We start from the raw sequence: 13,009 nt of genomic DNA on the forward strand, positions 1-13,009 counted from the left end.
CTGGGGCGGGCGCTACAGGTCCACCCCGGAGTAGGAGCCGTTGACCGACTTGTTGCACACCGGGAAGTCGGGGACGATGTTGCCGAGGATCAGGTGTTCGAGCGCCAGCCAGTTGAACCAGCTCGGGTCGCGCGGGAAGTAGCGCGCCACCCGCCCGGCGACATCGAGCCGCACCAGCGCGACCGACTCGCCGCGCCAGCCCTCGACCAGCCCCAGCCCGCTGGCCTCGGGGCGCGGCGTCAGCGGCGCCGCGATCGCGCCCTCGGGGAGCGCGGCGAGCAGCTGCTCGATCAGCCCCAGGCTGGCGTGGATCTCGCGCATCCGCACCCGCATCCGCGCCGCCACGTCGCCCTCGTGCTCGACCACCGCCGTCTCCAGCCGCAGCCGGTCGTAGGGTGCGTAGGGGACGTGATGGCGCAGGTCGTGGTCGATCCCGCTGGCCTTGGCGACATAGCCGGTGCAGCCGAGCGCGCGCGCCGTGCCCTGCGCGAGGATGCCGGTGGTGAGCAGCCGGTCGTTGAGCGGCGGATGATCGTCGAGGATGTCGAACAGCCGCCGCAGCACCCGTCTGAGCTCGCCGTTGGCCTGGATCAGACGCTCCGGCGCGGCGGGGTCGAGATCGCGCACCACGCCGCCGGGGACCAGGGTGTCCATCAGCAGACGATGGCCGAAATGGCTGGCGTTGTCGCGCTGCCAGCGCTCGCGCAGCAGCGCGCACTGGCTCTGGCCGAAGCCGAAACCGACGTCGTTGCAGATCCCGCCGATGTCGCCGAGATGGTTGGCCACCCGCTCGCGCTCGGCGAGCAGCGCGCGCAGATAGAGCGCGCGCGCCGGCACCTCGGTGTCGCAGGCGCGCTCGAGTGCCTGACAGGCCGCCCAGGCATGGGCCACGGTGCTGTCGGCGGCGACCCGCGCGGCGAGTCGCACCAGCCCCGCGGCATCACGGCCGACGGCGTGTTTCTCGATGCCCTTGTGGACATAGCCGAGACGCTCCTCGAGCCGCAGCACGTCCTCGCCCATCACCTGGAAGCGGAAGTGTCCGGGGGCGATCACCCCGGCGTGCACCGGCCCCACCGGCACCTCGCAGACGCCGTTGCCCTGCAGCCGCACGATCGGGTAGTCGCCATCGGCGGGGGTGCGACCGGGATGGTCGCCGGCGAGCGGGAAGTCGGGACGCAGCGGGTGGGCCGTCTCCGGCCAGGCCTGGTGACGGGTCCAGCGCACCGCACCGCGCGGATGACCGAGGAAGCGCACCCCGAGGAGGTCCTGGGCATGGCGTTCGAGACGGTCGACACCGGGGAAGAGCGGGGTGTGGGAGGCCAGCTCGGGCGGCGCGCCCGTCACCTCGGTCTGCGCCAGCAGATAGCCGTCGGCGGCGGCGAACAGCGCCTGCACGCGCAGCCGCTCCTCATCGAGCGCATCGGCCCAGAGCCCGGCGTGACGCAGCCCGGCGTCGGCGGCGAGTTCGGCGAGCAGGCCCCAGTGCGCCGCCGGCAGCGCCAGACAGGACTCGACCCCGGCAGCCGTGGCGCAGGGGGTGGCGCCGATGCCCGGGGCGGTGAGCAGCCCCTGCAGGTCGGCGAGCGGATCGGTGACGTTCATAGCAGATGACTCCCCGCGATCAGTCCGGTCGCCCGGTCGAGCCAGCCGGCGAGCAGCGCCGGGATCGCCAACCCCAGCCACAGCACCAGCCCGAGATGGATCATCACCGGCAGCATGTTGGCCTCGACCGGCTGCTGACCCTCGGGCGGCGTGCCGTAGACCATCGGGTGGACATGGCGAAACAGCCCGGCGCAGGCCACCGCCAGCCCGCCGAGCAGCGCCACGCTCAACCAGGGCTGGGTCTGGATGGTGGCGGTGAGCAGCAGGAACTCGCTGGCGAAGACCCCGAACGGCGGGAAGCCGGCGATCGCCACCACCCCCAGCAACAGCGACCAGCCGACCGCCGGCTGGGTACGGATCAGCCCGCGGATGCGGTCGATCGACTGGGTGCCGGCGATGTGCGCGGCGTGCCCCACGGTGATGAAGATCGCCGACTTGGTCAGCGAGTGCACCAGCATGTGCAGCAGCGCGCCGAAGGTGGCCAGCGGCCCGCCGAGCCCGAAGGCGAAGGTCATCAGCCCCATGTGCTCGATCGAGGAGTAGCTGAACATCCGCTTGATGTCGCGCTGGCGGTGCAGAAACAGCCCGGCGACGAGGAAGGAGATCAGCCCGAAGCCCATCAGCAGCGCACCGGCCAGGTGCGGGGTATCGGTCGCCGCCAGCGAGCCGTCGACCAGCATCTTCAGCCGCACCACGGCATAGAGGGCGACGTTGAGCAGCAGCCCGGAGAGCACCGCCGACATCGGCGTCGGACCCTCGGAGTGAGCATCGGGCAGCCACTGGTGCATCGGCACCAGCCCGACCTTGGTGCCGTAGCCGACCAGCAGGAAGACGAAGGCGATGCGCATCACCGTGGGGTCGAGCGCCGCGGCGTCGGCGTAGAGCACGCTCCAGGTCAGCCCCTCGGTGGGGTCGGCGAGCACCTGCTGGGCGGCGAAGTAGGTCAGCACGGTGCCGAACAGCGCCAGGGCGATGCCGACGCCGCAGAGGATGAAGTACTTCCACGCCGCCTCGACCGCCTCCGGGGTGCGATAGAGCGAGACCAGCAGCACCGTGGCCAGGGTCGCGCCCTCGACCGCCACCCAGAGCACGCCGAGGTTGTCGGTGGTGAGTGCCACCAGCATGGTCAGCATGAAGGTCTGGTACATGCTGTGATAGATGCGCACCCCGGGCGGACTGATACGGGCGTTGGCGCAGACGTGACGCATGTAGGGGCGCGAGAAGATCGCCGTGGTCAGACCGACGAAGGCGGTGAGCACCACCAGATAGACGTTGAAGGCATCGACCCTGAAGTGCAGCCCGGCGACCACCTCGTGCGCGGCGACCGTCCAGCCGAGCCACAACGCGGCGGCCAGGGTGAGCGCGGCGACGCCGAGGTTGATCCAGCCGGCCCAGCGCACCGAGCTGACGAAGGCCAGCGCCAGCGCCCCGGCCAGCGGCAGCAGCAGGATCAGGATCAGCGCGCTCATGGCGTCTCCTCCTCGGTCTCGGTGAGGCGGTTGAGGCGGTCGACGTCGAGCGAGTCGATGCTGTCGCGGATCTGGAAGAAGAACACCCCGAACAGCACCATCGCCACCAGCACGTCGAAGGCCACGCCCAGCTCGACCACCAGCGGCATGCCGGCGGTGGCGGAGACCGCGGCCAGGAACAGCCCGTTCTCCATCGACATGAAGCCGAGCACCTGGGCCACCGCCTGCTGGCGCGCCACCAGCATCAGCAACCCGATCAGCACCACCGCCAGGCTCACCGCGACGATGTTGCGGGTGAAGGTCAGCTCCTCGGCGACAATCGGCACCACCACCCAGTAGCTGAAGATCACCAGCGCCACCGCCGCCATGCTCACCAGCGCCGGGTGGCTGAGGGTCTCGGTGTGACGCTCCAGGGCGAGACGGCGCACCAGCCGGTGCAGCATCCAGGGGATCAGCATCGCCTTCAGCGCCAGGGTGAGCAGCGCCGAGAAATAGAGATGGTGGGCGTGGCCGGCGATCGCCACGGTGAGGGTCACCGCGGCGATCAGCGCGCCCTGCCAGGCGAAGGCGTGGATGGCGGCGAGCAGTCGGGTCTGCGACAGCAGCCCGAAGGACAGGAAGAGCACCAGCGCCGCCTGCAGCAGCACGAACTGTTCGAGCAGCGGCAGTTGCGTGAGACTCATGCGCCCACCTCCAGGATGACGTGACTGAGCAGCCCGAGCAGGGCCAGCAGCAGGGCGAGGTTGAGGAAGGCCGGGGCGCGGAACAGCCGCATCTTGGCCACCACCGTCTCGCCGACGGCGAGCGCCGCGCCGAGCACCGCGAGCTTGAGCAGGATCGCCCCCAGGCCGAGCGCCAGCGCCGCCGGGGCGAACGCCTGACCGATCCCCCAGGGCACGAAGACGTTGGCGATCAGCACCCCGTAGAGCATCAGCTTGAGATACGCCGCCAACTCCATCAGCGCCAGGTGGCGACCGGTGTACTCGAGCAGCATGCCCTCGTGGATCATCGTCAGTTCGAGATGGGTGGTGGGGTTGTCGACCGGGATGCGTCCGCTCTCGGCGAGCGCCACCAGCACCAGGGCGCCGAAGGCGAAGAGATAGGACGGGCGGACCACGAAGCCGTCGGCCAGGTGATAGCCGATCACGCTCGACAGGCTGGTGCTGTGGGCGCTCATCGCCAGGGTGAAGACCGCGACCAGCATCGCCGGCTCGGCGAGGCTCGAGACCATCATCTCGCGCGAGGCGCCCATGCCGCCGAAGGCGGTGCCGACGTCCATCCCCGCCAGCGCGAGGAAGAAGCGCGCCAGACCGAGCAGGCCGACCAGCACGATGATGTCGGCGATCTGCGCCGTCGGCAGGTCGCGCGCCACCAGCGGCACCGTGGCCGCGGCCAGCCAGGTGGCGACGAACACCACGTAGGGCGCCAGACGAAACAGCGGCGAGGCGGTGTGCGCCACCCGCGTCTCCTTCGCCAGCAGCTTGCGCAGGTCGCGATAGGGTTGCAGCACCGAGGCGCCGCGGCGGTTGTTCAGCCGCGCCTTGACCTTGCGCACCCAGCCGATCAGCAGGGGCGCCAGCGCGGGGTAGAGCAGCGCCTGCAGCAGCGCCATCCCCCAGGCCGAGAGCATCAAAGGTTCATCCATCGCACAGGGTCCCGCACGGCAGTGGGCGCGCCGCGACTGGGCGCGACGCCACCGGGTTGAGCAGGGCGCGCGCCGCGATCACGAGATGATCCACAGCAGCACCAGCAGCGTCGCCAGGGTCCAGCCCAGATAGACCCGCACGTTCCCCGACTGCAGCAGCACCACCCGACGCGCGGCCGACTCCACCGCCTGGGCCAGCGGCACATAGAGCAGCGACCAGGCACGGTCGGCGATGCGCAGGCGATAGCGCGGCCGGGTATCGGTGGCCGCGGGCTTGCGCTCGTCGATCGCGAAGGCGAGCGCGAACACCCGGCGGATCGGCTGGGCGAAGGCCGCGGCGCTGTACTGCATCCGCGGCGTCGGCGGGGTCAGACCGCAGTCCCAGGGGTCGCAGCGGCGCACCCGTCGTACCCGCCCGCGCCGCGCCCAGAGGATCGCCGCACCGGCGATCAGCGCCAGCAGCAGGATCGACAGCGGCGCGCTGTAGCTCGCGGTCTCGGCCGAGACCGGGGTCAGCCACAGCCAGCCGCCGGCAGCGGCCTGCGGCAGCCCGGTGCCGACGACGGCCACGGCGACCGGGTCGAGCAGCGCGATCACCTGGGTCGGCAGCACCCCGAGCAGCACGCAGAAGAGCGCCAGCAGCCCCTGTCCCCAGCGCATCCCCAGCGGCACCGCCCGCGCCCGCCGGACGTGACGCGAGCGCGCCTGGCCGAGGAAGGCGACGCCATAGACCTTGACGAAGGTCGCCGCCACCAGCGCGCCGGTGAGCGCGAGTACCGCCGAGACGATCGGGATCAGGCTGCGCAGCACGCCGCTGTCGAGCTGCCAGGCCTGGAGCGCGGCCTGGAAGGTCAGCCATTCGGAGACGAAGCCGTTGAGCGGCGGCAGCGCCGAGATCGCGACACAACCGATGAGGAAGAACAGCCCGGTCCAGGGCATGCGCCGCAGCAGCCCGCCCATCTGCTCGAGGTCGCGCTCGTGGGTGCTGTGCAGCACCGCCCCGGCGCCGAGAAACAGCAGCCCCTTGAACAGCGCGTGGTTGATGGCGTGATAGAGCGCGGCGACGAAGGCCAGCGCGGCGAGCGTCGGATGGCCGGTGGCCATGAACAGCACCGCCAGACCGAGGGCGATGAAGATGATGCCGAGGTTCTCCACCGAGGAGTAGGCGAGCAGCCGCTTGAGGTCGCTCTGCATCATCGCGAACAGCACCCCGGTGAGCGCCGAGAGACTGCCGACGGCCAGCATCACCACGCCCCACTGCCAGTGGAACTGACCGATCAGGTCGAAGACCACGCGCACGAAGCCGTAGACGGCGACCTTGAGCATCGCCCCGGACATCAGCGCCGAGATGTGCGAGGGCGCCACCGGGTGCGCCTCGGGCAGCCAGGCGTGCAGCGGCACCAGCCCCGCCTTCATGCCGAAGCCGAGCAGCACCAGGGCGAAGCACAGGCTCGCCCAGGACGTCGACAGCGCCGCCTCGCGCAGCAGGGTGAACTCGAAACCGCCGGCGAAGGCGGCGAGCACGCCGAAGCCGAGCAGGATCGCCAGCCCGCCGACATGGGCCATCAGCAGATAGAGGAAGGCGGCGCGACGGTTGGCCGGGTTGTCGTGGTGGAAGGCGACGAGGAAATAGGAGGCCAGCGACATCAGCTCCCAGGCCACCATGAACACGAAGGCGTCGGCGGCGAGCACCACCAGCAGCATGCCGGCGACGAACAGCCCGCTGAAGCCGCCGAGCGCGGCGAGCGACTCGCGTCCGTTCTCCAGCCCGCGCACATAGGCCGGGCCGTAGATGCCGGCGGCGGTGACGAGGATACCGATCAGCGCGAGGAAGAAGCCGGCGAGGGCGTCGAGTTGGAGGTGCCAGGGCAGCCAGGGCAGCCCCAGCGGCAGGACGAGACCGAGATCGAGCCCCTCGACCAGCGCCCACAGCCCGGCGCCGCTCGCCGCCACCCCGGAGAGCCCGAGCAGCGGCAGCGAGGCCCAACGCAGCGCCCGCGGCCAGCGTGCGGCCGGCAGCGCGACCAGCGCCGAGGCCAGCGCCAGGGTCAGCGCCAGCAGGGCCAGTGACAGGGCGGGATGCATGTTCATGGACGATCGTCGTCCGGCGGCATGACCTTCAGCCGCACCCCGCGTCCGCCACCGGCGCTGACCGCACCTTCGCCGATCAGCTCGATACCGGCCCGATCGAGCGCCTCGACCACCTTGACCAGGGATTCGACATTGCCGCGCACCTGGCCGTCGCTGGCCTCCATGCGCTGGATGGTCGGCAGCGACAGGGCCGCCGCCTCGGCCAGTCGGCGTTGATCGAGGCCCAGCAGGGCGCGGGCGGCACGAAGTTGCGCGGCTGTAATCATGTCTCAGACATCACTAATTAGTATTTGAACATTAGCTTAGTACTCTGAATCATGTTTATGCAAACTTTGAACATGATAAATCACCGTCCAGATATCACACTGGACGCTGACGATCAGACAGACGAGCGCCCGTCACGACGGCGCAGAGACGCCGGCGCCTGGAGTCGAACGGGGAGAGGCGCCTCGCGCACCGCCGACGAACGGCAGCGGCGGGCGAGGCGGGGGAAGATCGCGATCAGCGGATCAGATAACGATCGGCGGGACGGTCCTGGAGGAAGGCGGCGGCGAAGCCCTCGTCGGGCGCCAGCTCGAACCAGCGCAGCGCCGCGCGACGGCAGTCGTCGCAGGCATAGAGCGGGACATGGACGGCGAGCGTCTGCGGACCGTCGCCGATGCGGGTGGCGATACGCAGCGCGCCGCCGCAGTGCCGACACAGCCGCACCGCCTCGTGCTGATGCTCGAAGGCGTCGATGGTGTCGTAGTAGATCTCGCGGGTGCGATGGGCACATTCGTCGCTGACCGCGTGGAGCTGTGCCTGACGCTGCTCGCGCTTGGCCCAGACGGCGCGGGTGCGGGTGCCGATGCGGCGCACCGCCTCGGTGATCTCCTCGGGCTGCACCCCGCCCGAGGGGCGGCGGTAGGGCTCGACGACGTGATCGCTCTCCAGCCCGGTCATCGCCAGCAGGATGCCCATGTTGATATAGGGCAGCGCGCTCTCGATCGAGTAGCCGCCCTCGAGCACCGCCAGGTCCGGGGCGAGCAGCCGGGTCAGCTCGGCATAGCCACGGGCGCTGAAGTCCATGTCGGTGAGCGGGTCGGCGAAGTGATTGTCCTGACCGGCGGAGTTGATCACCAGCTCGGGCTCGAAGTCCTCGAGGATCGGCAGCACGGTGTCGCGCACGATCTCCAGATAACCGGCGTCCGAGGTGCGCGGCGGCAGCGGGATGTTGACCGTGGCGCCGACCGCGTTGGGTCCGCCCTGCTCGTCCATGAAGCCGGTGCCGGGATAGAGGGTGCGACCGTCCTGATGGATGGAGATGAAGAGCACGTCGGGATCGTGCCAGTAGATGTCCTGGGTGCCGTCGCCGTGATGGCAGTCGGTGTCGATGATGGCGACGCGGCGGATGTCGTGCTGCTGGCGCAGCGCCTCGATCATGATCGCCTCGTTGTTGATCGCGCAGAAGCCGCGCCCGCCGTGCATCACCCGCTGGGCGTGATGACCCGGCGGGCGCACCAGCGCGAAGCCGCGCTCGATGTCGCCGGCGTGCCAGGCGCGGGCGAGACGCAGCGCGCCACCGGCGGCGATGCGGTGCGACTCGCCGGCCACCGTCTCGACCCCGGACGGGCAGAAGTGGACCCGCTGCACGTCGGCCACGGAGACCGGCTCGGGGCGGTATTCGCGCACCCCCTCGAGATCGAGCAGGCCCTCCTCGCAGATCTGGTCGCGGGTGTAGAGCAGGCGCTCCTCGCGTTCGGGGTGGGTGGCCTCGATCGCCCAGTCGAAGGCGGGAAAGAGGACCAGCCCGGTCTCGTGTCTGGCACTCAGCATACGGCGACCTTGGCGTGTTCCGGGGTGAAGGGCTCGAGCAGCCCGGGCTTGACCTGGAGGGTCAGACGGATGTTGCGCCCGACGGTGGAGAAGCCGCGCACGATGTTGAACTCGAGGTCCTCGACCACCTCCAGCTCCGGGGTCCCGGCCTCGGGACCGAGGCGCTCGAAGAGCAATGCCCGGGCCTGCTCCAGCGCCTGCTCGCGCCGATAACTCCGATCGCACCGCCACTGCCGGTCGCTCCCGGAGCAGCTCACCCAGCCCTGCTCGGTGTCGGCGATCAGGCTCAGGGCATCGGTCGGGCGCGCCATCGCCGCACCGATCGCGTTGGCCACCCCCGAATCGGGCACCAGCTCGACCGGCAGCTGGCTGCGCCGCGCCAGGTGCGGGGCCAGCGACTCGGCCGGCCCGCCGAGCACCAGGATGCGCGCCGGGCGGATGCGATGCCCGTCGAGCAGCTCGTGGATGGTGTCGACATGGCTGCCGTTGACCTGATCGACCAGGCCATCGACCGCGGCCATGATCCGTCGACAGGCGTGATCGATCACCGCGCGCGCGGCCATCGCCGGCTCGCAGCCGAGTTCGGCGGCGAGCTCGGCCACCCCGGCGGCGGCCACCTGCGGGTCGCCGCGCTCGCTCTCGCCGAGGGCGATCAGCGCGTCGGTGGGGGTGAGCGCCGGTCCGCCGCGCGCCAGCGGTGCGCCGAGTCGGCGTGGACCGATGGTGATCTTGCCCTCGACACAGCGCACCTCGCTGTCGCCGCCGACGCCGATCGAGCGGCTGAGCAGGGCGCGGATCAGGGTGCGGGTGGCGCCGATGGTGATGCCGAGCGGTTCGAGCAGCGGCGAACCGCCGCTGAGCAGGGCGATCTCGGTGGTGGTGCCGCCGATGTCGAGCACCACCACGTCCTCCTCGGGCGAGGCCACCGGGATGGCCCCCATCACGCTCGCCGCCGGCCCCGAGAGCACGGTCTCGGCGGGGGAGTCGAGCGAGGCGGCCAGCGACAGGGTGCCGCCATCGGCCTTGAGCAGGTGCACCGGGGCGCTCACCCCGCGGGTGCGCAGCGCCTCGGCGATCGCCTCGTAGAAGTTGCGGTGCAGCGGATAGACCGAGGCGGCGAGATGGGTGGTGGCGATGCGCCGGGGGAAGTTGAGCTGCCCGGAGACGCGGTGGCCGGTGAACACCCGCTCGAAGCGCTCGGCGATACGCTCGGCGATGCCCAGCTCGTGGGCCGGGTTGCGGGTGGAGAACTTGCCCACCACGCCGACATAGCGGATGCCGGCGGCGGCAAAGCGCTCGGCGCAGAGATCGACGGCGTCGAGATCAAGCGGGCTGATCTCGCGACCGCGATGATCGATCGCGCCCGGCACCACCGCGTAATGCTCGCCGGTGCGATAGAGCGCGGGATCGACCCCGGGACCGGCGCACACCAGCATCCCCACCGGGGAGAGACCGGCGCCGACCACCGCGTTGGTGGTCAGCGTGGTGCTCAGCACCACCCGGCGCACCGCCGTCGGCTCGGTGGCGTGCAGCACCCGGTCGAGGGCCTCGAGCAGGGTCGCGCCCAGGTCGTCGGGGTCGGTGTCGACCTTGGCGCGCGCGCGCACCCCCTCGGGGCCGAGCAAGACGATGTCGGCGTGCGTGCCGCCGACGTCCAGTCCGATGATCATCCATTCCTCCGCGAGAGACCCCGGTCCATGTGCCCAGGGCGGGATAGCGGGCGACCCCTGGGCCGCCGGTTGGTCGTTCGGGTGCCGGAGCGTCCGGCCACCGCTGTGGTCGCGCGCGGGTCCATCCAGATCAGCCGAAGTGGATCCTCGCCTCCAGGTTGGCGGCGGAATCGGCGTTGTCGAGTGCTTCCTGCAGCGAGATGGTGCCGTCGCGATAGAGCGCGAGCAGGGCGTCGTCGAAGGTGCGGATGCCCTCCTCGCCGCTCTGCTGCATCGCCTGACCGAGGGCCTCGACCTGACCGTCGCGGATCAGGTCGGCAATGTGCGGGGTGTTGACCATGACCTCGATCGCGGCGCAGCGCGACCCGGCCTGGGTGCGTACCAGGCGCTGCGAGATGATCGCGCGCAGATAGACCGAGAGGTCGGTGAACAGCGTCTTGTGCTGCGCCTGGGGGAACAGGTTGATGATGCGCTCCATCGCTTGATAGGCGTTGTTGGCGTGCAGCGTGGCGACGGCCAGATGGCCGGTACCGGCCAGTTCGAGCGCCGCCTCCATGGTTTCGCGGGTGCGGATCTCGCCGATCAGCACCACATCGGGGGCCTCGCGCAGCGCGCTCTTGAGCGCCTTGGCATAGCTCTTGGTGTCGAGCCCGAGTTCGCGCTGGCTGACGATGCACTGCTTGTGCGGATGGACGAACTCGATCGGGTCCTCGATGGTGATGATATGGCCCGGGGCAGTGCTGTTGCGGTGATCGAGCATCGCCGCGAGGGTGGTCGACTTGCCCGAGCCGGTGGCGCCGACCATGAGGATGATGCCGCGCCGGTGCATGATCAGCTTGGGCAACACCGCCGGCAGACCGAGCTCGTCGCAGGTGGGGACCGTGGTGCGGATATAGCGCAGCACCATCGAGGGGTAGCCGCGCTGGTGATAGGCGTTGACGCGGAAGCGGGCGCGATTGTCGAGCGCGACGGCGAAGTCGACCTCCAGCTCCTCCTCGAACTCGCGCGCCTTGGCCGGATCGAGCAACGAGGCCAGGGCCTCGCGACACACCGTCGGGGTGAGCATGGTCTCGCCGATCGGGCGGATGACGCCCTCGATCTTGATCTTCACCGGCATACCCGGGGTGAGGAAGAGATCGGAGGCGTTGTGCCGGATCATCATCTCGAGATAGGGGGTGATATCCATCGCCATGTCGGGCTCCGGGGGTCGGCGCGGACGCGCGGGTGAAGACGGAGAAACTGCAAGGTTAACTTATAAAGGAATTCTTATATCCTTATGCATTTATCTTTGTTCCGCGTCAATGGCTTTTGCTCGACGCGCTTGCGCCTCCGCAGCGGGCGGCGCGCGATGCGGCCAGCCGTTTCAATCCTCTAGCACCGCGCTCGCCGGACAGCGGCAGCCCGTCACCTAACGAAAGGGCGGCTCATCGTCGTCGCCGAGGATGGACAGCCCGTCGGCCGGCTCGAAATGATCCTTCTCGCGCGCCTCCTGTCCCTGGAGCTTGATCATCAGCCGCAGCTCGTTCATCGAGTCGGCGTTGCGCAGCGCGTCCTCGTAGCTGATCTTGCGCGCCTCGTAGAGGTCGAACAGCGACATATCGAAGGTCTGCATGCCCTGCTCGCGCGAGCGCTTCATCACCTCCTTGATACCGCTGACGTCGCCCTTGAAGATCAGGTCCTGGATCAGCGGCGAGTTGATCAGCACCTCGACGGCGGGGATGCGACCACCGTCGGTGCAGGGCAGCAGACGCTGCGAGATCACCGCCTTGAGGTTGAGCGAGAGATCCATCAGCAGCTGGGCGCGGCGCTCCTCGGGGAAGAGGTTGATGATGCGATCGAGCGCCTGGTTGGCGCTGTTGGCGTGCAGCGTCGAGAGACAGAGATGGCCGGTCTCGGCGAAGTTGATCGCGTGCTCCATGGTCTCGCGATTGCGGATCTCGCCGATGAGGATGACGTCCGGGGCCTGGCGCAGGGTGTTGACCAGCGCCGCCTCCCAGCTCTCGGTATCGACTCCGACCTCGCGCTGGGTGATCAGACAGTTACCGTGGGGATGGACGTACTCGACCGGGTCCTCGATGGTGACGATGTGGCCATAGGTTTCCTGGTTGCGGTGTCCGACCATCGCCGCCAGCGAGGTCGACTTGCCCGAACCGGTACCGCCGACCAGCAGCACCATGCCGCGCTTGGCCATGACGATGTCGAGCAGCACCAGCGGCAGCTTGAGCTCGGCGGCGGAGGGGATGCGGGCGTTGATGGTGCGCAGCACCGCGCCGCCCTTGCCCTGCTGGACGAAGGCGTTGACGCGGAAACGGCCGATGTCCTGGGGATGGATCGCGAAGTTGCACTCCTTGTGCATGTCGTAATCGCGGATCTGCCGATCGTTCATGATCGAGCGCACGAGGATGTTGGTCTGCGCCGCGCTCAGCGGCTGATCGCCGATCGGGGTGAGACGGCCGTCGATCTTGCAAGCGGGAGGGAAGCCGGCGGTGATGAAGAGATCGGAGCCCTTCTTGGCGACCATCTTGCGCAGACAGTCGAGCATGAAACGCGCGGCCTGTTGGCGATCCATGGCGATACCTCGTTGGTTCTCAGCCATCGAGTGTATCACCTCGCCGGCACCGACAAGACCCTGCCCGTGACCGGGATGTGGACAACGAAAAAGCGGCCCTCGCGGGCCGCTTCTCCTGGGGTCGGGGACCGTCTCGCCCCGGATCGAC

The 13,009-nt window shown here is 69.6% G+C and carries 10 protein-coding genes; all 10 read right to left on the reverse strand.

Annotated elements, in window-relative coordinates; translation table 11 throughout:
- Positions 1-12: 12 nt before the first annotated feature.
- A complete protein-coding gene (locus tag ACAM26_RS02830) occupies positions 13-1,602 on the reverse strand; it encodes an NADH-quinone oxidoreductase subunit C (RefSeq protein WP_369613090.1) in 1,590 nt (529 codons plus the stop codon).
- A complete protein-coding gene (locus tag ACAM26_RS02835; protein ID WP_062272724.1) occupies positions 1,599-3,071 on the reverse strand; it encodes a hydrogenase 4 subunit F in 1,473 nt (490 codons plus the stop codon). Before ACAM26_RS02835 ends, ACAM26_RS02830 begins: the two co-directional genes overlap by 4 nt.
- Positions 3,068-3,754 carry a formate hydrogenlyase gene (locus tag ACAM26_RS02840; protein WP_123139040.1) on the reverse strand — a complete coding sequence of 229 codons (687 nt, stop codon included), beginning with the start codon at positions 3,752-3,754 and terminating at the stop codon, positions 3,068-3,070. The genes ACAM26_RS02835 and ACAM26_RS02840 overlap by 4 nt, the downstream gene beginning before the upstream one ends.
- Entirely contained in the window at positions 3,751-4,716 is a 966-nt protein-coding gene (locus ACAM26_RS02845; RefSeq protein WP_369613091.1) for a respiratory chain complex I subunit 1 family protein, read from the reverse strand. The genes ACAM26_RS02840 and ACAM26_RS02845 overlap by 4 nt, the downstream gene beginning before the upstream one ends.
- Before the next feature lie 78 nt (positions 4,717-4,794).
- On the reverse strand, positions 4,795-6,807 hold the full coding sequence (gene hyfB, locus ACAM26_RS02850; protein ID WP_123139042.1) for a hydrogenase 4 subunit B: 2,013 nt from the start codon (positions 6,805-6,807) through the stop codon (positions 4,795-4,797).
- The gene (locus tag ACAM26_RS02855; protein WP_005224898.1) at positions 6,804-7,073 is read right to left on the reverse strand and encodes a transcriptional regulator; all 270 of its coding nucleotides are present in this window, start codon (positions 7,071-7,073) and stop codon (positions 6,804-6,806) included. The genes hyfB and ACAM26_RS02855 overlap by 4 nt, the downstream gene beginning before the upstream one ends.
- A gap of 235 nt (positions 7,074-7,308) precedes the next feature.
- Complete coding sequence (locus tag ACAM26_RS02860; RefSeq protein ID WP_123142792.1) at positions 7,309-8,622, reverse strand: histone deacetylase; 1,314 nt, start codon at positions 8,620-8,622, stop codon at positions 7,309-7,311.
- Positions 8,616-10,292, reverse strand: coding sequence for a hydantoinase/oxoprolinase family protein (locus tag ACAM26_RS02865; RefSeq protein ID WP_123139044.1), 1,677 nt, complete (start codon positions 10,290-10,292; stop codon positions 8,616-8,618). The genes ACAM26_RS02860 and ACAM26_RS02865 overlap by 7 nt, the downstream gene beginning before the upstream one ends.
- 130 nt (positions 10,293-10,422) lie before the next feature.
- The gene (locus ACAM26_RS02870) at positions 10,423-11,478 is read right to left on the reverse strand and encodes a PilT/PilU family type 4a pilus ATPase (protein ID WP_123139328.1); all 1,056 of its coding nucleotides are present in this window, start codon (positions 11,476-11,478) and stop codon (positions 10,423-10,425) included.
- Between the two features lie 222 nt (positions 11,479-11,700).
- The gene (locus tag ACAM26_RS02875; protein ID WP_369613092.1) at positions 11,701-12,861 is read right to left on the reverse strand and encodes a PilT/PilU family type 4a pilus ATPase; all 1,161 of its coding nucleotides are present in this window, start codon (positions 12,859-12,861) and stop codon (positions 11,701-11,703) included.
- Positions 12,862-13,009 lie beyond the last annotated feature (148 nt).

It is taken from the genome of Marichromatium sp. PS1, assembly GCF_041155115.1.
GTDB classification, from domain to species: Bacteria; Pseudomonadota; Gammaproteobacteria; order Chromatiales; family Chromatiaceae; genus Marichromatium; species Marichromatium gracile.

Coding starts and splice junctions, on each gene's coding strand:
- ACAM26_RS02830 (WP_369613090.1), bottom strand. CDS start 1,602: ATGAACGTCACCGATCCGCTCGCCGACCTGCAGGGGCTGCTCACCGCC.
- ACAM26_RS02835 (WP_062272724.1), bottom strand. CDS start 3,071: ATGAGCGCGCTGATCCTGATCCTGCTGCTGCCGCTGGCCGGGGCGCTG.
- ACAM26_RS02840 (WP_123139040.1), bottom strand. CDS start 3,754: ATGAGTCTCACGCAACTGCCGCTGCTCGAACAGTTCGTGCTGCTGCAG.
- ACAM26_RS02845 (WP_369613091.1), bottom strand. CDS start 4,716: ATGGATGAACCTTTGATGCTCTCGGCCTGGGGGATGGCGCTGCTGCAG.
- hyfB (WP_123139042.1), bottom strand. CDS start 6,807: ATGAACATGCATCCCGCCCTGTCACTGGCCCTGCTGGCGCTGACCCTG.
- ACAM26_RS02855 (WP_005224898.1), bottom strand. CDS start 7,073: ATGATTACAGCCGCGCAACTTCGTGCCGCCCGCGCCCTGCTGGGCCTC.
- ACAM26_RS02860 (WP_123142792.1), bottom strand. CDS start 8,622: ATGCTGAGTGCCAGACACGAGACCGGGCTGGTCCTCTTTCCCGCCTTC.
- ACAM26_RS02865 (WP_123139044.1), bottom strand. CDS start 10,292: ATGATCATCGGACTGGACGTCGGCGGCACGCACGCCGACATCGTCTTG.
- ACAM26_RS02870 (WP_123139328.1), bottom strand. CDS start 11,478: ATGGATATCACCCCCTATCTCGAGATGATGATCCGGCACAACGCCTCC.
- ACAM26_RS02875 (WP_369613092.1), bottom strand. CDS start 12,861: ATGGATCGCCAACAGGCCGCGCGTTTCATGCTCGACTGTCTGCGCAAG.